A 25746-nucleotide genomic window follows, 5' to 3' on the forward strand; every position below is an offset into this window, starting at 1 on the left:
ATTTTACTGCTTTCAACTCTTTCAAGAAGTTTTACTTATATATCTTTTCACAAAAACTGCTTAAGAGGGTTATGTTTTCTACTCCATCAAACTGGCCAAATCAGGCTGTAGTTTGTTTCGTAAAACAAACAGCATAATAGCACCAACAAGAAATGCGACTGCATCTGCAACCACAAGCGACCAGACTACCCCTTCAAAGCCGTACATAGAATTTGCAATAAATAATACAGGAATTAGCGTAATCCCTTGAATAATCGACATAATAAATGCAGCTGTTCCTTGTGCAGTTGCTTGGAAAATCCCAGTAAATAAGGCCGTCATTCCTGTAATGAACAAGGATAAAAACGTTACATGTAAGATGTAGCTGCCCATTTCAATTAGTTGTGCATTAGTTGTAAATAATCCAATCAAGTGGTCAGAAATAAAGTAGACGATGATGCCAAACAAGACTGCTAGGGTTACGATTGCTTTTATTGTAAATGAAATAGTCGTCTTCATACGTAATTTATTCGCTGTAAATGCAAAGGCAATTAACGGCACGACTCCTTCACATAAGCCCATCACTATAAACTCAGGGAACTGAAGTAATCGTGATGAAATTCCGTAAGCAGCTACAGCATGTTCTCCATAATCAACAAGAAAATGGTTAAAAATAAGCGACATGGCACCTAAAAAGATGCTCATAATAAAGATAGGAACTCCAATTTTTAATACATTGCTCAAAATCTCCTTCGAAGCCTTGAACCATTTAAGAGAGATTGTTAAGAATTGGCTTTTTGTTCCCATATGATAAGCGTAGTACAAACTTGCAGCAATGTTAGAAATAATGGTGGCAGCTGCAACGCCAATCACGTCCCAATGGAACACGAAGATTACTAAAGCATCAAGAATTATATTTAAAACAACACTTAGAATCATGCCAATCATGGATGTTATTGCTGAACCCTCTGAGCGGACAATATTTTCAAGTGTGAAAAACAATATAACGAATGGTGAACCAATAAGCATAACTGTCACATATTCCTTTGTAAATCCAAAGGAATCTGACATTGCTCCCAAGCCATGAACGATTGGATCAATCAACGGGAGGCCAATAAGCATTACGATAAGTCCAAGAACTAAACTGCTGTAAAAGGCGAATGAAGACACATGCTTAACGTCATTATACTTTTTCTCGCCGAGTAAGCGGGAGATAAATGTGCCGCTGCCCATACCAACCAAATTGCCAAGCGCCATAATAATGGCGAATAATGGCAAGGTTAATGCAAGGGCAGTTAACATCGCCGTATTATGAAGTGTACCAAGGAAATAGGCATTTAAAATGGAATAAATAACATTCATGGATGAACCGATCATCATCGGAACAGCAAAATGAGCTACAGCCTTTGCGACCGGTGCTTTTTCAAAATAATAGAGATTTTCTGTTTCCATATTATATCACTGCTTTCTAATTGTGTTTTCAATCATTGATTTTTCGACAACTACTACCCTTTCAAATAAACACGCTTTGTTACGTCTATTACCTAACAGTGTAAGGTTGCCTCTTACAGTGTTAGATGATATCATGATTTTATAAGCGTGTAAAGCATAAACTTACACTGTTAGATTAAAGGGTGATTAATAATGAAAAAACAACAGCCGCAGATTTCAGAAGAGAGCATTTTAACTGCCTCGTGGGAGCTTCTTGGCGAGGATGGCATCGAAAAATTAAGTATGAGAAAATTGGCCAATAGACTTGGCATACAGGCCCCTTCTTTGTATTGGTATTTCAAAAGCAAACAAAATCTCTACCAGCGTCTAGCAAACACTGTATCCAAAGTAATTCTGGAGGAGTTTCACTGTGATGGAGACTGGAAAGAGCAACTGACCGAGCTTGCGATAACAACAAGAAGCGTACTCAGCCGCTATCCATGCTCAACCCAGCTCATGATGATGACACTTCCTCACGAACCAGACATTATCCGCTTCACTAACCGCATGCTGCTTTGCGTGGAGTCGACACCACTTGAGCAAGAACAGAAAATGCAGGTCGTGACAACACTTGTAAACTATGTTTTCTACTTCGTACTTGACGACTATCAGCATGAGCGCAATGTCTCCGCTATGCTTAAGGAACAGGAAACACTCCCAGGTGATGAGTTAATACGCCTTCTCGACACGATGAGTGAACAAGATGCAGGATTGTTCAAAAGAATGTTCACAGGCGGTCTGTTCGAAATGATGGGAACAGACGCAGCCTTTGATTTTGGATTGAAGGTAATCATTTTGGGAATTGAGCAAGTGATACTTGAACAGCAAAAGTAATAGAAAAAACCGCTCATCAGGATAATGATGGGCGGTTTCACTTGCTAAATATAAAATAAAATGAACTATTAATAATAGATAAAACTTGCAATGATATAATAAACATACATGATAAAGCTTATGGTGACTAAGCTGAGTGAACATATACTTATAAGCTTTTGACGTCCTGCCTTTTTACTCATACGATTTAGTACAATTACTAAACCTAGAATAACTAATTGTGTAATAATGGATATATAATAATACTCTTTTAAAGATTGTCCTCCTCCTCCTCCGATGTACATGCCTGTACCTACTAAAAGGATGCCAATTAGACCATATACCCCAACGATATTTTCTATAGTTTTATTATTATATTTAACTGTGTCAACAGAAATAAATGTTATTGTTAACACTGAAAAGCTTATGATGACTTCAAATAAAATAACTAATATTAACAATTGGTTATCTCCTATCATGAGTTTGAAATACAGCGTCCTGTTTTTCTCTTTTTGATTTTAAATAATTGATATATAGTATATCGTCACAATTTGATAACTTTTACTATTTATTTAATACGCAAATAATAATGACCAAAAATAGCCTTTAAAATTCATCTCTCTTTATTCTTGCTGTGTGTCCAAACGAATCGTTTCGTCTTTGTATATAGCCTTTCCATCCTTTGATTTTCGGTAAACTGCAATTAGTGCTACATGGTCATCTTTCCAATTAACTTCAAAGTTAGCAACCGTTGCTAACTGAAACATATGATAATCCAAATATTCCTCTAGCTTATTACCATACTCACCGTAATAAATACGAAAAGACGAATTTCCATAGACTATTTTATTATCCTTTTTGTCTAAATATTGAGATCGAATTTCCTGTAGTTCAACAATATGTACTTGGTTTGGAGATATGCTTGTTAGTATCGAACTTGCTATGTCTGGATACGAATCCGAAGTGGCTCTTTTATTTTTTTCTATTGTTGCTGAGACAAAGATAATGACCAACATCCCCATTATGATGATTACATAAATAAATGAGTTTACCTTTTTTACTTGTCTGCTCCTCATTCTAAACTCCTAAGTAGTTAAACTTATTATGGAATATATTAACACATAAGTACAAAGAAATTCTAGGTATCAAAAGGAAGAATGTTCTACATTGTTTTCACTACACTTCAAAGCAGATTCTATCGATAGCTATAAAAAAAGAAAAAGAGGCTGGGACAAAACTAAAGATAACCTTTCTAAACACGAATAATAAAATTACATCTTAATTTGAAAAATGAACCAAGTGACTAAATAGAATATGGGTTTAAAATTAGTTCGTTTCATTGCGCTGCAGCCACTCGCTTTCCGCGGGGAGGAAGCTGAGCCTCCTCGTCTTCGCCTGCGGGGTCTCTGCCTTTCCTCTATTTCCCGCAGGAGTCGAGTGACCTCCGCTCCACTCCACTAAGATTTCTAATCATTTGTATTAAAACTAAAGAAACCAAAAAACCGAACCATTTAATCAACTAATGATTAAATGGTTCGGTTTTTACATAGATTCACATACTTATGTCCCAGCCTCTTTTTCAATAACAAACTATTTTTATTCCATTTCAAAATCCTTAATATCAGCTACAGGGTGCAGCACAGCTGTTGGATTAAATACTGACAGCTCTACTTCATTTTCCACTTTTCTAACCCAGTCATGGTCAGCTAATGCTCCTTTTCCGAGTGCTATCAAATCAGCATCTCCACTTTTTAACATGTTTATAGCATTTTCAACATTCTCTAACTGTCCATTAGCGATGATTGGCAACAAACTATATTTTTTCGCTAAGGAAACTAATGTTTCTTCGCCTTCAGCAAAGGCTGGTTGCAGCGCATCATACTCTGTTACGTGAATATAATCTAACCCTGATTGACCTAAAGAAGTAAAAATAATGTTTGCATCTTCCTTTTTTCCTGACCACTTATAGAAATAATCATTTACTTTTGATTGAGAAATTCGCATACCTACTATAAAATCACTGCCTACTGCTTTTGTTACTTCTCTAGAAATTTCGACGAGAAACCTTACACGATTTTCAGTGCTTCCTCCATATTCATCAGTACGTTGATTTGTATACTCTGTAAGAAAGCTATCTAATAGATAGCCATTGGCTCCATGTAATTCAACGCCATCAAATCCTACAGATTCCGCCCGTTTAGCAGCTTCTACAAAATTGTTTTTTACAGCATTCATTTCTGCTTTTGTTATTTCTCTTGGAACAGTGAACTTCCCTTCTCCAAGATAGAATGTAAGTTGTTCTCCTTTAGGCTGGATTGCTGATGGAGCAATTTTTTTCTCGGTAAAACGATTACCTTGTGAAAGTGGTCCAGTATGCTGTAATTGCATAAAGATTTTTCCTCCTTCAGCATGGACAGCATCTACAACCTTTTTCCATGCTTGTGCTTGTCCTTCAAAAGCAATCCCAGGTTGATTGCGATAAGTCTGACTATTCTGATCATCAATATATGTTCCTTCTGTAATAATAAGGCCAAATCCGCCTTTTGCGAATGAACGATAGTACTTTATCATTTTATCCGTTATATAGCCCTCCTCTGTAGCACTAATACGTGTCATTGGTGCTACACCAACTCGATTATTTATCACTGTATTATTGATTTTATAAGAATGGAATAAGATATTTTTACCCATATTAATTACCTCCTGTTATGTTTCGTATTTGACAACCTCTCAAAATTTAGCTTAAATGAACAGTACAGTTTAGTAAAACGAATATATTCGATAAGATAGTTCAAAAATATTGAACTAATTTAGGAGATGGTAGTTTGGAACTACGACATTTAGTTACATTTAAAACGATTGTTGAAAAGAACGGCTTTAATAAGGCGGCTGAACACTTGGGTTATGCTCAATCCTCGATTACTACCCATATTAAAGAACTAGAAAAAGTATTAGAAAGTCCACTTTTTGACCGATTGGGAAAAAAAGTAATCTTAACACAATTTGGTCAACAGTTTCTTCCTTATGCCACTCAAATAATTGAACTTTATAATCAGGCACTAAGTATTGACAAAGAACCTCAAGGAGAATTAACAATTGGCATATCTGAATCATTAACAATTTGCCGAATTCCTGTCATTCTGCTTGAATTCAAGCAGAAATACCCAAAGGTAAGCCTTCACGTTAAATCATTAGAAAACTATGATGTGGCAAAAAGCCTTCAAAGTGGTGACATTGATTTAGCGTTAGTTTTAGAAAAGGAGAATTGGAAACAGGAGGAATTGTATATAGAAGAATTAGTACGGGAGAAAATGATGTTTATCAGTCCTATTAGTAAAAGTAATAATGGAATAAATACAGCATTATATTCCGATTTAAAATGCAGTTATAAATCTGTATTTGACGAGTACATTTTATTAAATAAACTAGTCATAAAGGACAGTTTAGAATTCCAAAGTATCGAAGCTATCAAACACTGTGTAAAAACTGGGTTAGGCGTATCGCTTGTTCCATTTTTTTCTGTAAAGGAAGAACTAAAAAGCAGCATATTTACAGGCGAGGAGGTTTCAGAAGGTCAAAGCTCTTTAGCGACTTATTTAACCTATCACAGAGATAAATGGTTGTCCCCATCGATAACAAGCATGATTCGTCTTGTACAGAAGCATGCATTAACGTGGGAATAAATATGGGAGGTGCTCATAAAGCACCTCCCTTTTAATATGTGTGATTGGTCCATTAGGGAAAATGCAATCGCCTATAGGAATAAAGGGAGTATTATCAAAATTTATATATCCTCCTGTGCCTGACTGAACATCACTGTTATTTATAAAAATACTTTTCAACATGATTCTACCAATAAAAACCGCTTTTTTTGATACCCAGTCACCAATGATCAACTATAAAGCGAATCAGCATCCTTGGAATAAATGTTATAATGTTCCAAATCCCTTCAAGTACTATTTCAAACAAACTCTCTTTAAAAAAATCTTTAAATTTGTTTGGTTTTCTTTTTCTATATTTCATCTTTGAACTTCCCTTGCTTATTTGGTTTTTTCTCTGAAAAAGATTTTCCCTATCATGATTATCGACAAATTCCGGGTAGATTGAACGGTAAAAGAGGTTAACTTTTTTGCTTTTTGATTAAATCAATTATGTAAAATAGCTGAGTTATAATAAATGAACCAAAGAAAATGCAAAGTATCCCAATAACTGTATCCACTTCACCCACTGAGTCTATCCCAATCATTAGAGGAATTAAAAAACCTAATAACACTAAACCTAATAATATGCTAAGTATAAAAATACTTATGTACCGTTTCATACCTTCCCTCCCAGTTGTTTTTAGTATATACGATTAAAAAATGTGTAAGTTTCATTTAATAGAATAAACGATAATAGAACAACCAAACTTTCTCTTTCACGTACTAAGCTATGCAAAAAAGACCTTAGCTGAACTAAGGTCTAATAAAAATGCTGGTATCATTTATTCTTTAAATAATCTTGGTAATTTTTATTCCCTCCAGAAAGATTATAAACATCTTGAAAACCAAATTGGCGCAACACATTTTGAGCTGCATTGCCAGTGACTCCACTATTACAATAGATTACTGTTGGGAGTTTAGGATCAAGCTCTTTGCATTTTTCACGCAGGTCAGCTAGTGGTATATTAAGTGCGGTTTCGACTTTTGAAACATTGTATTGTTTTAGCGCTCTTGTATCTATTACTTGGATTGCTTCACCTTTTTCGATTCTCTCTGAAAGGTCTTTCGGTGTAATCAGCTTATTTCTTTTTTCAATCGCATTTTGTAAGGCCATTCCGGTATACATGACAGGATCTTTTGCTGTGCTGAATGGTGGTGCATAGGCGAGATCAAGGTGAAACAGGTCCTCTGCTTTTGCTTTAAAAGTTATGGCTGTAACAAAAACATCTATTCTTTTATCAACGCCTTCTTCTCCTACGATTTGCACACCGAGGATTCGGCCTGTTTTTCTATCTGCAATTGCTTTAATGACTATTTCCTTTCCGCCAAGATACTCTGCTTTAGCTGGTTTGATATTATGAAGAACTTCAATATCAAACCCTTCTGCCAATGCTTCTGTTTCATTCATCCCCGTTTGACCAATAGCCAAATCAAACACTCTTAAGATGCCTGTCCCTAATATACCTCTGTGCTCTAAAGTCCCGCCTGTGATAACATCTCCAGCGATTCTTCCCATTTTGTTTGCTGTGCTTCCTAACGGGCGATAAATAGGTTTTCCTGTTATAACAGAGTAGCTTTCTGCAACATCTCCAACAGCGTATATATTAGGAAGATTCGTTTGCATTTTGCTATTAACGGCAATAGCTCCCGTATCGCCAATTGTTACACCTATTTCCTTAGCTAATTGTGTATTTGGACGTACACCAACAGCTAATATAACCATATCTGCTTCGATCACTTTTCCTGACTTTGTTTGTATATCCATCTTCCTGATAGTCGTTACTTCATCATTTAAAATAAGGTTAACTCCCTTTGTTGTTAAGTGCTTCTCAACACGGGATGCAATATCCTGATCGAGATGTGCCATTATATGATGACTGCGTTGAACTATCGTTACTTCTAACCCACGCTGAGTCAGCTGCTCTGCCATTTCCAGACCTATATATCCACCACCAATGATGGTTACCTTCTTTGGTTGATTTCCCTTCATATATTGATCAATGGCTGCAGTATGTTGAATTGTACGAACTTGGAAAACATGCTTTTGATCAGCTCCAGCAATATCAGGTGTTATCGGTGAAGCGCCTGTTGCAAATACTAATACGTCATATGTATCTTCCTTCACTTCATCTGTATCTAAATTTTTCACTTTTACTATTCGTTGCTTATCATCAATCTGGGTTACTTCATGTCTCGTAAAAATATCGACGTTATAGCGTTTTTTGAATGATGCAGCACTTCTTGGTGTTAACGTATCTAAATCAGCTACTTCGCCACCAAGGAAATACGGAATGCCGCAACTAGAATAGGAAATATCATAGTCAGCATTATAAAGAGTGATTTCAGCTGTTTCATCGTTTCGTCTTGCTTTTGCTGCTACAGATGTACCTGCTGCTACAGAACCAATAATAATTATTTTCATAATATGAACCTCCAATATAGAATCAATATTTGACTATGTTAGAAAAGAAAGCCATAAATATAAACCGATCAACGTAATCAAAAGGGTTGGTATGGTTAGGATGATACCTGTTTTGAAATACGTTCCCCATGAGATTTTCATTCCTTTTTGGGATAAAACATGGAGCCATAATAATGTAGCAAGTGAACCAATCGGTGTAATTTTCGGTCCTAAATCGGAACCAATAACATTCGCATATATTAACCCTTCTTTAATTACTCCAGAAGTGTTAGTATTTGCGATTGCTAATGCATCTATCAATACTGTTGGCAAGTTATTCATAATGGATGAAATAACAGCAGCGATGAAGCCCATACTGAGTGTAGCGACAAATAATCCTTGGTCTGCTGCTGCTTGAATAATATTTGCTAGTAAATCGGTTAACCCTACATTTCGAAGTCCATAGATGACAACATACATGCCAATCGAAAAGAAAACAATTGCCCATGGTGCCCCTTTGATTACTTGCTTAATAGACACCGCCGGACTCTTTCTTGCAAACAGCAGAAATGCGATTGCAATAACACAAGCAACGAATGAGACTGGAATAGAAAGAAACTCACTCGCAAAATAACCAATCAGCAATACTGCTAAGATAACCCAAGATATTTGAAACATTTTTTTGTCTTTTAACGCACTCACAGGGCTTTTCAAATGGCTAACATCATATACCTTTGGAATTGCCTGGCGGAAGTACAAATAAAGGACAAGAATGCTTGCGACGATTGAAAAGATTGTTGGAATGATCATTCTTGAAGCATATTCAACAAATCCAATCTCAAAGAAATCGGCAGACACGATGTTAACTAGGTTGCTAACAACTAAAGGTAATGAAGTTGTATCTGCGATAAATCCACTTGCGATGATAAATGGAAACACCATTTTTTCATCTAATTTCAATGCCCGCACCATTGCCAGCACAATTGGTGTCAGGATAAGTGCTGCGCCATCATTAGCAAAAAGTGCGGCAACGATTGCACCTAAAACAGATACGTAAATAAACATCTTTATCCCGTTTCCACCAGCAATCCTTGCCATATGTAATGCAGCCCATTCAAAAAAGCCTATTTCATCTAAAACCAATGAAATAATGATAATTGCAATAAATGCCAAAGTAGCATTCCAGACAATCCCTGTTACGTCGACAACATCATGGAAATCCACCACTCCTGCAAGCAGAGCAAGTATCGCTCCGCCACAGGCAGACCAACCAATCGAAAGGTTTTTCGGTTGCCAGATAACGAATGTTAGGGTTAATAAAAAAATAATGATAGCTAAAAAAGTTTGTAGCAAGGCTATTACCCTCCGTTAATTACATATAATTCTTAATCCATTGTTTTCTAACCAAATAAATTTATCGCGCTCACTTGGAACATGCTTTAATACATCTTGTACCAAAAGGAAATACTCACTTTCCTTATTTAACGAGTAAACTACCCATTGCCCTTTTCTTTGTTCTTTTACAAGTCCAATATCGCGAAGCTTGCGGAGATGCTGGCTGATTGCCGGCTGTGACATTTGAAATATTTCCACAAATTCACATACACAGCATTCCTGTTCAGCCAGCATATTGACCATAGATAATCTAGTTTTATCCCCTAACAGCTTTAATACATTCGCAGTCTCTTTTAATTCTAGCGTATTAGCTTGGCTCATAATGAACGACCACCACCTTATTTATGTTAGTTTCGTATATAAGTATATGCTTATATGTGAATATTGCATAGCGTTAATTTCATTTGAATCTTTATTAACCCTTTTCCCGATTTCTCAGCCATTCAAATCCTAAACCCTTCTTTAATAGCTAATTTAGACCAATATTAAGAATGATTCGGACGCGATTTTAAAAATAGCAGTATTCCCGAAATATGGCTTTATGTTATTATGAATAAGCAAATCTAATTTGAAGGTGATCGCTTGAGCGAAGAAAAATATAACGGATATGATACAACGATAGTTTATGATTATAAGGAGTACCCTGATGTTAAAAGCGGACGGTGTGATAATTGCGACAATGCTCAATTCAAGAGCTCTGTTAAGGATTTCATTTTCATCCGTGAATGCCGTCAATGTGGTATGAAGAAAAGTATTTGACCCTTATTGGGTCTTTTTTATTTAGTTGGCTAAACGCAAATCAATTACAATTCATCTTCGTTTTTAATTTACACTAAATTACACTAGTGTAAAAGTTCCCTTCTATAAAAGAAACAAACCAAAACCAAATTATAGAAAAAAAACCAAAAAATTATTAAAGATATTTTTTCTTTATCCGATATATACATAGTGAAAATATTTTTCAGGGAGGTTTTACCATGTTTAAAAAGTTGTTTGTAGCTAGCATACTTATTATAGCTTTTTTATCGCTATCATATAGCATTCATTCATTTGCAAACGAGGAAAATAAAGCACTTATAAATTATTCAGGGGGATTACTAGATTCTAAAACCGGTTATAGTGCTGTAAGTTCAAGTTCAAATTCAAAAAAAGATGAAATTATCACCGTTACTGATAATGATGAATCTACATATCAAACTTTATTACGTTATGATGGTGGTGCATCTAGAATGGATCATTTTATCTACCCCTTAACTGTGCCATCCAAAATTGGGTATATTCGGTTAAAAACAGATAATACTGAAAGTCGAGTTAACGTATATCTGTTAAACAACTCAGGAACAGTCCTTAAAGTTTTAACTGTACCTTCAGAAACAAAAGATGGTTCATTAATTAAACTGCCTGAGGATTTTAATTTAGTTGACGTATCTAAAGTTGCCTTACATAATATATCTAATACTGATGTTAACATCATGGAATTTAATGTTTACCCTTCTAATTATACTGAAGAACCATCCACTGATGAACCATCCACTGATGAACCATCTACTGATGAACCATCCACTGATGAACCATCTACTGATGAACCATCTACTGATGAACCATCTACAGATGAACCATCTACTGAGAGTAAAACTGTACATCTTAGAATTCAAATGGTCGATGGACTTGAAAGAGAATATTTTCTTTCAACTAAGGAAGCCGATAATTTTGAAAATTGGCTTGAAAAAAGATTAAATGATGAGGGTACTGCCATCTACACTTTCAAAACTAAAGAACTTCCAAGAACTGAAAATTTAGTTTACGATAAAATTGTCTACTATGAGTTAACAGAACTATAATGCACATATCTCAGACCTCCTAAATTATTGGGAGGTTTTTATTTTAGTTGGATTTATGTTTACCGTTCCTCAAAAAAAGGGTAGTGTAGTGTAACATTGGTCAATTAAAAAATATAATATTTTCCATGATGGAATTCAAAATAAATCTTAATTATTTTCTTACTTAGTTACACAATTTATTTTGGAATTGGATGTGGAGTATTAGTTGGTTAAAAATATAAAAGAATCTCACTTAATGAAAGGCCTATACTTAGATACATATCAAACAATTGAAAGTTTACTAAGGTTATGTGCAGATGAACTGAGTCTTGAGGAACCCTCCGAATTCTCCAAAACTTATATATCATTAAATTTCACTGAAGTTATAAGTATTTTCAGAAGTGATGTACAAATTAAATAGTGTTTTATTTTATAATTCTAAAAGATGTAATTGCAATCATTAAAAAAATCCAAAGTTACGTATGTTAATATGCTCTATATTTGCTAATTTGCAGCTAATTGTAACGATAATTTAAAATATAAATTAATAATTATGTAAGCTTAATAATGAAAAGACTGTTTTTATTATTCATTTTATAATGAGCTAATATAGCTAAGGGTGAAATTTGCTACCAAGTATATTGTGGTGCATAAAGACATTGTAGACAAAGATAAATTATTAAATTCGGTTCATTTATGATTGCTTCACACTCATTGTATATGACGTGAGTAAATAGTAATCAACAATAATGATGAGTGATCAATTAGCCACTCATCATTATTGTTACAACTGATAAAATCTTCTCGTTATCATAAATACATGAAAAGGTATGCAATTCACTACTTAAATCCACTATAGGATTATGATGTTGAGATAAACTACAATAACCCCTTCCCCACCGCTACATAACCCTCTTAAACATCTTCTCCATCTCATAAGAAGAGTAAATTTTAACTTTTATTTCATTTCATAACATCTCATAGTTATTATGAATTCAACATTTTTTTATTTACCTATTCATTCTTTTTCATAGCTTTTTAAACAATCGGGGGCAATTTTGGGGCATACACTTCCTAATATGGTTCACATTTATACAACGTTTATAGATGGCTGCAAAACTTTTTATATAAGTGAACTATTCGAATAATACTATTTAAAACACTCTAAAATTGTTTGTTTATTTATTCTAAAATAAAGAGATTATTTACAACTGGTTTAATAATTCTCTTCTTCATACCTTATTTTATGTTTCGGATAATTTTCCCAAAAAATAGAATACAAACTTTTTTCTTGGTAATGGAACCTCAATTTATCTATAGAGTTTCTTATATGAATATTCGGAATTATAATTTGTGGAACATTATATTCTGGTAATCCACACCTATTAAACTGAGAGTTATTATTAATTTGAATTGGGACGTCACGATAATTTTTAAATTTTGCTTCTCCTCTACCGTATTGGTCAATTTCAGTACCTGAGTAAATATACAACTGAGGCATAATACCAGAATTTTCCATACCTTTAATTAATTGATTTATAACTTCACAAGTATTCATTAACTCCTCTGAAGTTGGAAACTCATTTATCGGTCTGTTATGTTTAATTCGGTTCCTAACATTACTAATGTTATTCGTTTCTAATATAACAGTTACATCTCTTAAAAAATCAATTAATTTCTTTATCTCAGATTCATTAATATTAAGCATAGTTATCTTATATTCAAATGGAAACTTATAAATATCTGTCTTCATATGGTAATAGGGATATTCTGATAGTGGTCGTTTATAGTTTTCTTTTTCAGCAAGATATTTTTCACATAGTTCCGCCAATACTGTAAAACCCTTAATTAGAGGATACAATGTATTTTTCCCTTCTCCATCTAACACTAAGAAATCTGAATCACTAATAGAGTATTCATAAGAATTAATACTCTCTACCATAAAAGTCCTAGCGCTATCTAAATTAAATACAAAATTTGTATCTAAATAGTGATCAGACAATAATGACCATGTAATAAAAGATAAACTATAGTCTAAAATCTCCTCTAATGAAACAAAATAATTTACTCCAGCACTTCTTATCACTTCCCTATCCTCTTCACTTACGATGTCATTAACTTTTATTGTTTTTTGAAATTGATTATGACGCTTCCAAAAAACACTTAAATATTCAGGAAAGTTCATGGAATTAAAACCTAATTTCCAAAGTATTTTATTAATTACAAAGTCTTCTTTTAAAGGAGAGTAAGGAAATTCAAAATCACCATACTTTAAATACTTAAATGTTTTAAGTACATAATCAGGATTATCAAAAATCAAATTCATTAATATTCTTTTTGGATCTTCACTTAATAAATATTTTTCTATTTTCTCTTCGAAATTATCACCATGTATATTTCTTAATTTCCAATTTAACCTCTCTAAATTATTAGAGTCTGTATATAACATTGTAATTAAGTTTTTGAGTCTTATTAGGGCGGTGTTAATTTCAGTATAACCATTTTTAACTACACACCTTATACCAAATTTAGAACATTCTGTTGTAATTTTAAATGACCTTTTAAAATTCCTTCGAAAATGAGGTCTCCTTATCTCAGTGGCTGGTATATGTATTTTATTTTCATAAATTAATTTTTCTAGTGATTCTACAATATCCAAATCCTTACACAAAAAAATTAATTGTAAGCACTCAGCATGTTGAAGTTTAGAAGAAATCTTCTCACCATTCCCCTGCCAATATCTTCTAAACTCATTATCTGTTGGAAAATAGGTTCTTAAATTTCTAAAATTATCAATTAGATAACCTAATAATACCTGTAGTTCCTCTAATGCAAATGTCCCCAATAAAACTATTAACTCATCTAAATTATTATCGTCAAACTGGTTTGTAGCTCTTAAACGGGATACCTTTGGTATGGTATTTGTTTCCGGGTGATTTCGCAGGTGCTCCCTTATTTTTCTTTCATAAGTTGAAATATTGCTAACTATTGTTGATAGTTCTGTAATATGCAGAACCTGACATGATGAGTCAGAACAGTGGTGTACTGGTACAGGTCTTAAGGGCATAAAATTCCTATTTTCTTGGGAAATTAACAATCCAAAAGGACCTGAAATTAAATTATCTACTTGGAAAACTCCGTTTTGACTACCCTTTAAAAGGGTTATAGTTTCTTTATAATTAAGCCTATCTAATTGATTGTAGAGATCATAAAATTTGTCATACAACTCTCTTCCAAATATATAAGGAAATAATAATCTTTCTCTTTTTATTTCTTCGTGCGCAGATTTTAATAGTTTATCTATATCGGTATTATTAATATCTATTGTTTGAATAGATCCTACTAGTGCTGCTAATTTCATCTCTGTTTTGACACCGGATTTTTCTATTTCCTCATTAAATAATTCTTTTATGACTTTTTCCCCAAGTGGGCTTAAACAAATAGCTTCTCCAAATAGAGAATTAGGTTTGTAGTTATTATTTAAAATACTTTGCATAAGGAATGTTTTAATTATATTTATTATTCTCAAATTTTCTGTATTTATAGGCTCTTTTTTTTCAAGTACATTTTGTTCAGTATTTTCTTCTAACAACTTATTGCTACTCATGAAAACAGACCTCCCCTTTAATATTTCTAATTTTATATATTCATAATATACCATTTTTGTTAGAAAATATAATAGAGCTAGAACTTAAATTTAGGAGCAAAAATACAGAAAAAGACTATGAGTTTTTATGTTTAAAATCATGATACCTGCGTGCGGAACATGACTTCTCTCTTTACCCCACTTCATAACGTATAAAAATCACATGATATTCTTAAGTTTTAACTCTGTATTTCTTATTTTGTTTCATATCTTTTTACCAATCGGGGGCATATTTGGGGCACAATTGGGGGCATATTTCTAATTAAAAAAATTGATACCTTATTTTACTAATGCCCCCGATTGTTTAAGTACATCTTTTCACAAACTTAAGGTTAAATAAAATAGATATTAACACCTCATTGATTTAATGTTAATCGATAATGTTGTAAATAAAATCGGAACTACCAGGACTTAATTGGACTAACGAAGTAGCAATCAATAACAATCTTTTGTATTTGCTTGCTCATATCATCAATTTTTATCAAGGATTATCAGCCGTTAATACAGTATGTGCAGTTTCTTGACAGTATCTGTGCCATCACCACCCATTACTTAACTAATATTAATAAACTTATCTATCATTTGGATAGAATATCCACTATAATACTGATAATGGAAAATAACTATCAGAATATACCTATGTATAAAGACTGGCTTTTTTAACAATTATGATTACACCTTGATATATTACCTGATATTATAATTCGAAATATCATTTTCACCTTATAGTTTCTTATTAATTTTATGTAAAGTTCTTTTTTATAGAAAAAGATATTTATATTTAGAAATCAACATGGATAAATTAGGAGGATATATGGAATACTTTGTATTTAAGCTAAATTTAGAACCTAAAACATTACAGATTTATGATTATGAATCAAATCGAGAGCAAGTAATTGCTAAGATTATTCCTAAAGGGTTAGGTGAAATATTCAATACTTATGAAATAATTGATGACTCATTAATCAAATATTCAGATGAAATAGATATAAGTGAGGTTGCTAATTCATTAGAATACAATAAACTAATTGAACTAAACAGAAATATAATAAATATGTATGAAGAAATTGTTAATCGTTACAAAAAAGGAGAAGGCATAAATTATTCTGTTGAATATCTTGAGCATAGAGAATTGCTAAATAAATATATAAACGATTTAATATTAAAATACCCATTTTTAAAGGGGGCTTTGGAATCCAAAGAGAACGTCTTTATGGTAGATTCATTTTCTAAAATAAAAATGGCGGTTACATACATACAAAGAGCAAAAAAAATTGAGTATTTTATAAAGCATTTTTCTAAAAAGGAATCAAAAACAGAATTTATATATGATAAACAAAAAGAATTCATTTATATTTCAACAAAAGATGCTACTCCAAAAACTGTAGAAGACTATGTAGAAATACTACAAGATAAAATAAATAATTTTTCTTCTGATTCTAACATTGGACGTGTAACAATAAACCCAGTATATGAAAAATTCGAATTTACTGGGTTGTATTCTGAAATCACAATTGAATTAGTTTATCCAAATGGCGCAGCAAGAGATAGATCAAGAGCTATTGAAGCTGCAAGTGCAGCAAGAGAAATTAGAAAATTGGAAGCTTCAAAAAATGAAAAAATTGATATATCTACGTTAAACGATTACTATCAAGAAGATGGGGAAAAAGGATATATAAAATCTATAACTTCTAAAGGAAAAAAAATCATTACCAGTGTAATTAAGAAAATGGTTTTATAGATAAACGAGGTGAATTAATGAATAAAAACAATAACATTGAAATAGAAGATAATCCATTTAAAGTCATGTGGAATGTTCGCAAAGAGATTTTAAGTAAGGCTTTTTTAATAGTATGGCTAATTCTATTCTTTATTTTAATTCTTTTCTATATTCTTTCTTATAAATTTACAATTATTAAAATGGAGGCATTTTCACTATCTGATTTTCTTACTCCTGGCATTACTGGCTTGTCTTTTACCTTAGCATTAATAACTGCAACAACGAGAATATTTTCTAAAGATAAACTAGTTGATATATACTTTTATACTGATGAAGCTAATCCTAATAAAGGCTACCTGTTTTATAGAACAATTGCACCTTATATTTGGACATCAACTATTTGGTTAATAGTTACCATTGGATCCTTATTTTCGAAATTATTCATATTCAATTTTCTGCCTATTTTTCATGACATTTTAAAGTTAATATTTTCTGCCTTTGTCTTAATGGGCATTATGAGTTTATGGTCTCTTTTAATAGCCCATATTCAAGATGTCTCATTAGAAACAGAACGTGAAATTAAAGAGCAAATAAAAAATGAAGATCATCAATGACTGATCTTTCATATTATGAATTGTTGATTTTCTTACAACTTTAATTCGCAACTCAATATTCAGCATCATACATAGACTAAGTTAGGAAGGGTAACAGTAGACACTAAAAGGACCACACATATTAGAACATATCTAGTACGTGTGGTTCTTTTTGTATGAATTTCACATAACTCACTCCCAATGAAGATATCATTATTAATTCTGCTTAAATTCCACATAATCCTTCTTTCACTAAGCTGCCATGATTGTTCCATAAGGATGGATTTGCATCTACTAAAGGAATGTTGCTCCTGTTTCTATCAGAGCAAAGAAGAAACATTTCCTTAGTGAATTTAGCCCTATTCACTTTATCTGTATTTCTTTACATGTGTTATTTACAACACCAACTATTACGTTGCCTACATCTTATTACCATCAATGTCTAACAGTCTCAAAAACCGTTTAAAACGCATTTTAAAAAAGGTTCTTCTAATTACAAACACTTCCATATTACAATAAATAAAAAACAACTGTACTCTTAGAGACAGTTGTTTTTTTCTTTATTTAAAATATTTAACAGCATCATCATAACCTTTTCTTACTGGTATCTTGTCATCTTCTCCATCAAATTGAGCTTTAAATTTACCTTTTTTGGCATTACTAATAAAAGTGGTTACAGCAGATACAGCATCACCAGCTCTTAATAAGTCATTTTTACTAAATAATAATTCTCCAGTATAGCTATAATTATAATTACCAATATACGCTGCATTTACTACTTTATATCCACTATAAAAGTACCCATTTATTTTATTGTCCCAAGGTTTATAACCAGAAACAACTTTGTAATCCCAAGAACCACCAGGCTGTACTTTTGCAACAAACCAACTTGCAGTTGCATTATATGCATTAACTGAGTTTCCACCTGAATACTTTTGAGCAGTTAAATTATCTTTATAAATTTTCTCAAACTGTTTTCTGTTATTTTCAACTAATGATTGAATATTTTTTTTGGGATAGCCACCATCTACAACTCGAAGAACTCCAAATTTCGGGCTTTTCTCAATCACAGTTATCTCAGAATTTTCATCTTCAATAACAACTTGTGGAGCTTCTGTTTCCAAATTCTCTAAAATTTCTTCTTGTGTAGCAAACTCTATTTGGAAATCTTCGTTAAAATTCATTACTCCTTCAGTTATACCATCATTTAATTGACCCATTTCAACTAAATATTGATTAAATAATTCACCAGAAACATTCAAATCCTCGGCATTTGCATTTATCACAATTTGCCCATTATCATTTAAGCTTGCATAACCATTTTTAACAACTTCAGTATGTAGCTGTTGAGTAGTTTTATTTATACTGTCTCCATTAGATTGTGCAAAAGCATTTTGTGCAAATGATAAACTTCCTATTAATAATGCTGTAACTATAGATCCCTTAACAAAATTTTTATACATTTAATCCCTCTTTTTCTATTTTTCTACTAACAGTACAAAATAATACCATATATTTTTTGTAAAATCTATAAAAAAAAGGAATCTTTAGTAGATTCCCCAATTAATGGTTATTATATGTATCTCTTTCTATATTTAATTTAATACCTTCTATAATTACAGTCTTATTATCCAACCAATTAATTTCTGCTTCTTTATTAAGTACATTAGAATATATAGTTTTTGATTTTTTATTTTCTATGTTTACAACCACAGCTCTTACAGTTTTATAATCCATGAAATATGCTGAAATATTATAAAGTTTAATTTCATGTTTCTCATCTGGCGAAACAACCGTTTTATTTATAAAACCTTTTGGTAAGAACTCCAGATTATACTTATAGTTTATAAAATAACCTGATACCAATACTATCCCTATTAGTATAGAAATGGCATTCTTCTTAGGAAAAAGCCTATTGCTGCTTAGCAAATAGACTACAATTCTTACTAAGAATATTATTAATAAAATTAATGTGATAATAAATATTAAAATAGTTGCTAATGAAAGAAAATTAAAAAGAGAATTATTCATATTCACACCCTCAAAAAATTTATAATGTTGTAATACCTACCAAATTACTTTCCATACTTTCAAATAATGTATTTATTATATTATAGTTTACTACTAATAAGTTAATATTCTTTCCAATAAATTGGTTCCCAACCAATTTATTTCCGATTTTTGTGAATTTCATTGAAATTTAGATTAAAATAATTCATTATTATCCTATCTTTTATAAGGTCTATCTTATATTAATTCATAAAATAAAAAAATTTTAAAACTATTGTCCCCGTTAGTTTAACAATCAAAGATAGTTATTTGCAGTTCATTTATTTAACAGTAAGGTTATCCGTCCTAAACCAATGAACGTTTGTACAACAAATCGAAGAATTTATTATCTTTATGGTTGTTTACTCAATAGCAAATAAGGAAAGACAGCCCTCCCATCAAATAAACGCTCCACTAATGTTATTCATTTGTCAAAACTAATATTCACTCTATTACATTCACTCCATTACTCCCCTATACAATGGTCCTTCTTGTTACACTTCTTGTAAATTCTGAATAAAAAAAGCCTTTCTCAAAGAGAAGGCTTATTTTTTTGGTCCTGTACCTTTTGTCTTCCTGATTTCTGCCAGTTCTACTTTCAGTTTTAAAACCTCTTCACGCACAAATAGGTTCTCTCTAGGCAAAACCTTAATTGGCACCAATCTGCCGCTTTCCTTTAACTGGCCCATTCGTTGCTTGCTGACATCTAACAGTTCGCGTGTTTCAGCTGCTCCGAGGATTTCCGTAGAAAAGAAATCCTCTAAAGCTTTACGGCCTCTTAAATTGAATTCCATGTCATTTTCTCCTTAAATCTTTAACAATGATGATAAAGGTGTACAGTGTAATCACTGTCGCAACAATTGTTACAAAAGTATTTGGGAATATTATACGTGTTGTAATCGCTGCGGCACTTGCTAAGATCCAAGACGTGATCCAAATTTGTTTTTTAGTCATATTGTACGCTAGAATGAGTTATAATGTTTGTAAAGGAAGTTGAATGAGAACCACCTCACTCAACCCCTTACTTGATTAGTCTTCTTTGTTCTTGTTCTTATCGTTAGCGTCTTTGGACTGTTGCATAATCCACGCTATTGTTACGATATTGGTTAGAATGGAGAAGACTTTAAACATTATCTCTAATACCTCTAGCATTTCCTCACCTCCTTATATTTATATAATATAATAACACTTGACCAAAGACAAGTGTTTTGATAAAAAAATGGTATATTTCCAATTTTTTTCTAATAAAATAGTAGGATGCTCTGCAAGCAGAACATCCTAATTTCGATTACTGTACTTTAATTGACTGACCTACCTTTAATTCTTTAGGGTTTATTTTTGGGTTGAGTTTTGTCAATGAACCATGCTTTAATTTTAACTCTTCCTCAATACTCCAAAAAGTATCTCCCTTTTTAATCTTATAAGTATCATCCTTCTCTCCAAATTGCAGTTTATCTCCAATCTGGAGTTTTTTCTCATTTACACTTGGATTCCACTTTCTAAGTTGTTCAACAGTTGTGTTTTCTTTTTGCGCGATACTCCAGAACGTATCTCCTTTTTTTATTGTATAGGTATCACTGGATTCGGAAGTTTTATTTGTATTTGTTTCAGCCTTTACAGGTTCCGCTTTTTCTAATTTCAATGTTTTTGCTAAACCATCCACATGCCCTTGAGCAACAGCATCCAAGAATTTCTCATTTTTTAGACACTTAGCGTCTGCAGCACGGTCAATAAATAAATTCTCTGTCAAAATGGCTGGCATATTAGTCTGGCGCAAAACAGCATAATCAGCAGCTTTTTTTCCACGAACAGTTACCCCAAAAGATTTAATAGCATTGACAATTTCGCCATGAATGCAGCTTTGATGTTTGCCAGTGGCAGATGAAGCTGCTGTTTTTGAATAACGAAAATCTTCATAACCAGTTCCACCACCTGCGTTAATGTGAACGGATAGGAAGAAGTCAGCTCCCCATTTATTCGCATCAACTGCACGCTGTGTTAAAGTTGGGTACGTGTCACCTGTTCGGCTCAATTTCACAGAAACATTCTTGTAGCCATCTAGCAACAATGCCTGGATTTTCTTAGCGATTTTTAAAGTTAAGTCTTTTTCTTTTAAACCATTTCCAATTGCGCCTGGATCGCTTCCACCGTGTCCTGGATCAATAAAGATTTTTGTCATGATAATTCATCCCCCATTAATTTAAATTTAAAAAGAGCAGCCAATAGACTGCTCTTACTTCGCATTTGTTAGGTTATTTGCTTTCAATACTTCTTTTTGTTGATGTCCTTTTGCTGTTACATAGTTGTTCTTAAACCAAGCAATTAATGCCACAACTGCTGTAAGAATAAAGCTGCCCACATAGTAAATCATTTCAATTAAGCTAGATACTTGGTCATTGCTAAAAGGAAGGGCTTCTTTACCGAATACCGCCAATCCCTGGTTAGCAAATGCAAGTAAAAGAAGCACTGTTCGAATAACAGTGCCTTTGTCCAATTTCTTCAATGTTTCTAACATCTTAAATCACTCCTTAGAATCGTTGTTTGTTTCTTCTGGAATTATTACTCTGGAATTTGCCCTTTGTATCTTTGATTTAATTTCACTTGATACGGACTCAATAGCCCAATTAGGAATTAATTTATCCCATCCTGCTCTGGTGAAATTGGCTGTCATTGAATTTAATGTGTGGTACAGCAAACCTCCCCAAAATAAAAAGAAAACGATATTCGGTGTTCTAAATATGTTATCCATTAACACACCGAATACAGGCAATAACAGCATAACAAGCGTTCTTGCTAATCCTTGCAGACCATAAACGCTGGCATACGTTCCGTCTTTCTTAGATGCAACGGAACCACTAATCCAATCGAAGGCAATAACCAAAATCAAAGCTGACATACACATTAAGTTGTAAGTTGTTCCCCCATATAGCCAACTCAAAAAACCACCAACTCCACTCGCTAAAAATGCTGCGGCACCGATTTTTACGTTAAATAATTCGCCAATGTTAAATATCTCTTTATACGAAAACACTGCTATCCTCTCCCTTATTTATAAAAAATAGCGCTACTTTAAGCAGCGCTTTGTTCCCCACTATTCAGTTTCTGTTGGTTGCTCTGCTGTTTCTTCAGTTGGTGTTGTCTCAATAGGAGCGTCATCAACTGGCTGCTCTGCAGGTATTTCCTCAACCGTTTCAACTGGTTGTTCTACTATTGGATCTTCAATACCTAATTCCTTTTTAACATCTGGTCTGAATGCTTCTGGAACTGCGTTAATATCCATGAATTTAAGTCGTACAGCTGTTACAAACATATTATGCACTTGTGTTTCCTCCTTTTAGGGCTTTAATTTCGTCTTGCAAAGATGCGTTTTGCATCATAACTAAAGAAAGCATGTTTGCCGTGGCATTCATGCTTTCCATCATTATTGCAACTAAATTTCCCATTACCTCAATACTTGAGCTTTTCTTCAATTCTTCCACTTCTTGCTCAAATTGCTCTCTGGTCTTGCCAAGTTTCTGGAGTGCTATTTCTAATAATTCATCTGAAATTTTTTCCATTTTATAGACCTCCTGCTTTCAGTCTTTTCATCATGTCATAAATAAGCTGTGCATTAATGGTTATTTCTCTTCGGTTGTCTTCTGTTGCTTTGATGTTATCGTCTAACGCTGTACGGATGCTATTTGCAAAGGTTGCAGAAGCTACTACTGGGTTAGATGTAAACTGATTTCGATCATATATTAAGTAACTTATCGTATATTCTGCTGTAGCATCAATGTCTGCTGTGCGTTTTGATGCGTATACTTTTCCTCGTGTATTTGCTGCTGATCCACCGATATTCCAGCCAGAATCCAGATTAGCATTCTTATAAACTGCTAATATATTCAAAGTCCTATATTTTAGCCATGTGTTTGCAGCTCCAAACAATGCGTTAATATACGATGTACCATCAACTCCAGAATTATGCATAGCTGTGACCTTTTCTCTTACAACCACCCCAGAACCTACTTCTATTTGCGTCAATCCATTAACGGTAATGGCACCCTCATATTTACACTCTAAAACAACTGGAGTTGCAAGCACGTAAGAAAGTATATAAGGTGTATAACCTGTAGCTTTATTTGCTGCCACATAAGTAACGGTTTGAGTCGGCGCATCTGTTCCGTCTACTATTGACTTCCAGGCAGTCGGCTTTCCGTTCGAATCCACTGTTTTGACTTTCCATCCGTTAAAGTAAGCTTTTACTTCGTCGTTCGTTGGTGCATAGGTTGAAAGGGTTAAACCCATTTCATCATATGGCGTTGTTAAGTAGATATCCCCTGTTGCATTTAGTCCATTGTACGTATCTGCGTCATTAACAACAGAATTTACTGTCATAAGTTTTCCGTTGTACTTCGTTAAAATGCTGCTCCTTGAGACTGGAAGGTTTGAAGCAAGTGCAAAAATTTTCGCTGTAACGTTGCCGTTCTGTGATGAATGGTATAACCATGTTTTAGAACCATCTAAAGCAATATCCTTTTCGATAATCTTACGCACCATTGTCTTACCATCTTGATCGTATAGTAAATCTTTTGCTGTTCCAATTGCTCCTAGTTTTGTTTCCGCAAATAAGTACGAAGGGTTACGTGGTACAAATGGTTTAACGTTCCCGCCAGTTGTAAGAATTACATTATAGAAAGTCATTTTAGCGACTACGGTACCGTTAGTGGCTCGGATACGTGCATAAGCTGCATTTGCTGGCATACGCCAAGCACCTCGCCCGTTATTTACTAGCTCTTTTCCGTCCTTATCATAAATATGAGTTGTATAATAACCGCTGATATGGTCACATTCCCCGTAAAGAGTATAAATTTCATTCGGTATTACAGGAATGTTAGGACTCCAGGAATGAGCATACTGACCTGTAGGATCTATAGAAAACTTGTACGGCTCCAATAATACAGAATTTTGATTTGTTAAACTCCATTCTGAAAAAGGCGGTACTAAGTTATCTCCTTCGGCCATTACGTATGGATTTTGGATGTGCTGTACACCTTCTACCATAGGGTAACGGCGAATTACTTCGTCTTCGCTCCAAGTAACCAGAGCAGCGTCGTAATGCTCTTTTGTTACTTCGTATAATGGAACACGCGGAGCATGTAGAATTGCCGTTACTTTTAATTCAATTTGCAATTCGATATAGTCTGTAACAATCGTTGAAATAGTTACACCGTCACTTGCGTCTGCATACGCAACCAAGTGATAAAAACCGTTAGCATCAATAAGTTTTGGGACTTCACTAGATAACTGGAAATTAGTAACAGCAGAAATTGCACTTGTTGTATTGGTTTTTTTCTGCCCCCAAGCATCATCAGCCCATTTGTTGGAATCAGCATACCATAAGTTAACAGTGGCTTTGTTTCCTGCTGGTCCAGAACCATAACCATGCCAATACCATGTAAACTTATTAATGTTCTCTTTTGCCCACTGTATTTTTTGGGCTAAAGTGTTACCAGGTATTCGCCCTAAACTCTTTTCTATTTCTTCAATGATATTAAAAGAAAATAGTTGTTGTGAAATGCTTGTATTTCCAACTACTGAGCTTTGTGAAATCACACCGCCATCTAACGTTTTTAGTCTATCAACATTCGCTTGTACGTTTTCATAATTAAATGCAGATGGTACTTGAATCGTTGGAAACTGTCCTTGCATAGACTTGTGTGGATTTTCGAGAGTGCTATTATAAATTTTCCCCTCAAAGTTTGCTATCCTTGTTAAGTTGACACTACCGCTCAGTCCAGTAAACTTTTGAATACCTTTAAATCCTGTTCCGTTTACGGCAAACCACGTTTTTTTGTCAGCTTGTAGATAGTACTTTCCAGCCTCTAGTACACTATTTTGCAACGGGATAAGTGTCCGCCCTTCCATTTGTAAGGATATTGGAGCATTTACATCCCCGTTTAACATCTGCAGTCCCTGTGAAATAGCTTGTGTTTGTCTACTTGAGCCTTCTAACTTTTGATGAGCAAGCTCAATTCCAGCATCCATTTTGTTCAGATTATTTGCACTTACTGGAGTGCCTTGTTGAAGTATCTTAGTGCCATCAAGAATATGGTCTTTCCATCCGACCTTTGTATAATTTTGTGCCATTTATGTTCACTT

The 25746-nt window shown here is 33.5% G+C and carries 25 protein-coding genes; 6 read left to right on the plus strand and 19 right to left on the minus strand.

What is annotated here, in order from left to right; translation table 11 throughout:
• Positions 1-78 precede the first annotated feature (78 nt).
• Positions 79-1431: an MATE family efflux transporter gene (locus CEQ21_RS24245; protein ID WP_185766756.1), complete on the minus strand. Its 1353-nt coding sequence runs from the start codon at positions 1429-1431 to the stop codon at positions 79-81.
• Between the two features lie 192 nt (positions 1432-1623).
• Between CEQ21_RS24245 and CEQ21_RS24250 the strand changes: the two genes are divergently transcribed.
• Entirely contained in the window at positions 1624-2304 is a 681-nt protein-coding gene (locus CEQ21_RS24250) for a TetR/AcrR family transcriptional regulator C-terminal domain-containing protein (protein ID WP_185766757.1), read from the plus strand.
• 68 nt (positions 2305-2372) lie between these two features.
• Here the strand turns inward: CEQ21_RS24250 and CEQ21_RS24255 are convergent, their stop codons facing one another.
• From CEQ21_RS24255 to CEQ21_RS24265, 3 genes are all read right to left on the minus strand, one after another.
• Entirely contained in the window at positions 2373-2744 is a 372-nt protein-coding gene (locus CEQ21_RS24255) for a hypothetical protein (RefSeq protein ID WP_185766758.1), read from the minus strand.
• Positions 2745-2906: 162 nt separating this feature from the next.
• The gene (locus CEQ21_RS24260) at positions 2907-3359 is read right to left on the minus strand and encodes a hypothetical protein (RefSeq protein ID WP_185766759.1); all 453 of its coding nucleotides are present in this window, start codon (positions 3357-3359) and stop codon (positions 2907-2909) included.
• A 520-nt stretch (positions 3360-3879) separates the two neighbouring features.
• Complete coding sequence (locus CEQ21_RS24265) at positions 3880-4974, minus strand: NADH:flavin oxidoreductase (protein WP_185766760.1); 1095 nt, start codon at positions 4972-4974, stop codon at positions 3880-3882.
• Positions 4975-5108: 134 nt separating this feature from the next.
• On the opposite strand from CEQ21_RS24265, the gene CEQ21_RS24270 reads away from it, so the two are divergent.
• Positions 5109-5966 carry a LysR family transcriptional regulator gene (locus CEQ21_RS24270; protein WP_144454704.1) on the plus strand — a complete coding sequence of 286 codons (858 nt, stop codon included), beginning with the start codon at positions 5109-5111 and terminating at the stop codon, positions 5964-5966.
• 437 nt (positions 5967-6403) lie between these two features.
• Here the strand turns inward: CEQ21_RS24270 and CEQ21_RS24275 are convergent, their stop codons facing one another.
• From CEQ21_RS24275 to CEQ21_RS24290, 4 genes are all read right to left on the minus strand, one after another.
• The gene (locus CEQ21_RS24275; RefSeq protein ID WP_144454703.1) at positions 6404-6604 is read right to left on the minus strand and encodes a hypothetical protein; all 201 of its coding nucleotides are present in this window, start codon (positions 6602-6604) and stop codon (positions 6404-6406) included.
• 158 nt (positions 6605-6762) lie between these two features.
• Positions 6763-8406 (minus strand): FAD-dependent oxidoreductase, encoded by a 1644-nt coding sequence (locus tag CEQ21_RS24280; RefSeq protein ID WP_185766761.1) that lies wholly within the window; start codon positions 8404-8406, stop codon positions 6763-6765.
• A gap of 33 nt (positions 8407-8439) precedes the next feature.
• Positions 8440-9738: an arsenic transporter gene (locus tag CEQ21_RS24285; protein WP_185766762.1), complete on the minus strand. Its 1299-nt coding sequence runs from the start codon at positions 9736-9738 to the stop codon at positions 8440-8442.
• Positions 9739-9753: 15 nt separating this feature from the next.
• A complete protein-coding gene (locus CEQ21_RS24290) occupies positions 9754-10101 on the minus strand; it encodes an ArsR/SmtB family transcription factor (RefSeq protein ID WP_185766763.1) in 348 nt (115 codons plus the stop codon).
• A gap of 261 nt (positions 10102-10362) precedes the next feature.
• Here CEQ21_RS24290 and CEQ21_RS24295 point away from each other — a divergent pair, with 261 nt between their 5' ends.
• Entirely contained in the window at positions 10363-10539 is a 177-nt protein-coding gene (locus tag CEQ21_RS24295; protein ID WP_127734276.1) for a DUF8096 family protein, read from the plus strand.
• Positions 10540-10757: 218 nt separating this feature from the next.
• Positions 10758-11621 carry a hypothetical protein gene (locus CEQ21_RS24300; RefSeq protein ID WP_185764152.1) on the plus strand — a complete coding sequence of 288 codons (864 nt, stop codon included), beginning with the start codon at positions 10758-10760 and terminating at the stop codon, positions 11619-11621.
• Between the two features lie 1195 nt (positions 11622-12816).
• On the opposite strand, the gene CEQ21_RS24305 is transcribed toward CEQ21_RS24300, so the two are convergent.
• Positions 12817-15207 (minus strand): hypothetical protein, encoded by a 2391-nt coding sequence (locus CEQ21_RS24305; RefSeq protein WP_185766764.1) that lies wholly within the window; start codon positions 15205-15207, stop codon positions 12817-12819.
• Between the two features lie 853 nt (positions 15208-16060).
• On the opposite strand from CEQ21_RS24305, the gene CEQ21_RS24310 reads away from it, so the two are divergent.
• Together CEQ21_RS24310 and CEQ21_RS24315 are read left to right on the plus strand one after the other, a co-directional pair.
• The gene (locus CEQ21_RS24310; protein WP_185766765.1) at positions 16061-16987 is read left to right on the plus strand and encodes a hypothetical protein; all 927 of its coding nucleotides are present in this window, start codon (positions 16061-16063) and stop codon (positions 16985-16987) included.
• Positions 16988-17004: 17 nt separating this feature from the next.
• Positions 17005-17580, plus strand: a complete 576-nt coding sequence (locus CEQ21_RS24315; RefSeq protein WP_185766766.1) for a hypothetical protein — start codon at positions 17005-17007, stop codon at positions 17578-17580.
• Between the two features lie 539 nt (positions 17581-18119).
• Here CEQ21_RS24315 and CEQ21_RS24320 read toward each other — a convergent pair.
• The 10 genes from CEQ21_RS24320 to CEQ21_RS24360 all read right to left on the minus strand — a co-directional run bounded on the left by CEQ21_RS24320 (position 18120) and on the right by CEQ21_RS24360 (position 25734).
• On the minus strand, positions 18120-19022 hold the full coding sequence (locus CEQ21_RS24320) for a polymorphic toxin type 44 domain-containing protein (protein ID WP_185766767.1): 903 nt from the start codon (positions 19020-19022) through the stop codon (positions 18120-18122).
• Positions 19023-19122: 100 nt separating this feature from the next.
• Positions 19123-19590, minus strand: a complete 468-nt coding sequence (locus CEQ21_RS24325) for a DUF5412 family protein (protein WP_185766768.1) — start codon at positions 19588-19590, stop codon at positions 19123-19125.
• A 563-nt stretch (positions 19591-20153) separates the two neighbouring features.
• Positions 20154-20402, minus strand: coding sequence for a DNA-binding protein (locus CEQ21_RS24330; protein ID WP_185766769.1), 249 nt, complete (start codon positions 20400-20402; stop codon positions 20154-20156).
• Positions 20403-20637: 235 nt separating this feature from the next.
• Positions 20638-20760 carry a hypothetical protein gene (locus tag CEQ21_RS27325; RefSeq protein ID WP_268879001.1) on the minus strand — a complete coding sequence of 41 codons (123 nt, stop codon included), beginning with the start codon at positions 20758-20760 and terminating at the stop codon, positions 20638-20640.
• Between the two features lie 136 nt (positions 20761-20896).
• Complete coding sequence (locus CEQ21_RS24335; protein ID WP_185766770.1) at positions 20897-21787, minus strand: N-acetylmuramoyl-L-alanine amidase; 891 nt, start codon at positions 21785-21787, stop codon at positions 20897-20899.
• A 54-nt stretch (positions 21788-21841) separates the two neighbouring features.
• Complete coding sequence (locus CEQ21_RS24340; RefSeq protein ID WP_185767410.1) at positions 21842-22111, minus strand: phage holin; 270 nt, start codon at positions 22109-22111, stop codon at positions 21842-21844.
• Between the two features lie 18 nt (positions 22112-22129).
• Positions 22130-22639, minus strand: a complete 510-nt coding sequence (locus CEQ21_RS24345; RefSeq protein ID WP_235907330.1) for a phage holin family protein — start codon at positions 22637-22639, stop codon at positions 22130-22132.
• A gap of 60 nt (positions 22640-22699) precedes the next feature.
• On the minus strand, positions 22700-22927 hold the full coding sequence (locus CEQ21_RS24350; RefSeq protein WP_185766771.1) for a hypothetical protein: 228 nt from the start codon (positions 22925-22927) through the stop codon (positions 22700-22702).
• Positions 22920-23165: a hypothetical protein gene (locus CEQ21_RS24355; RefSeq protein ID WP_185766772.1), complete on the minus strand. Its 246-nt coding sequence runs from the start codon at positions 23163-23165 to the stop codon at positions 22920-22922. Before CEQ21_RS24355 ends, CEQ21_RS24350 begins: the two co-directional genes overlap by 8 nt.
• A gap of 1 nt (position 23166) precedes the next feature.
• Entirely contained in the window at positions 23167-25734 is a 2568-nt protein-coding gene (locus tag CEQ21_RS24360) for a hypothetical protein (protein WP_185766773.1), read from the minus strand.
• Between the last annotated feature and the right edge of the window lie 12 nt (positions 25735-25746).

It is taken from the genome of Niallia circulans, assembly GCF_007273535.1.
Classification (GTDB): domain Bacteria; phylum Bacillota; class Bacilli; order Bacillales; family Cytobacillaceae; genus Niallia; species Niallia circulans_B.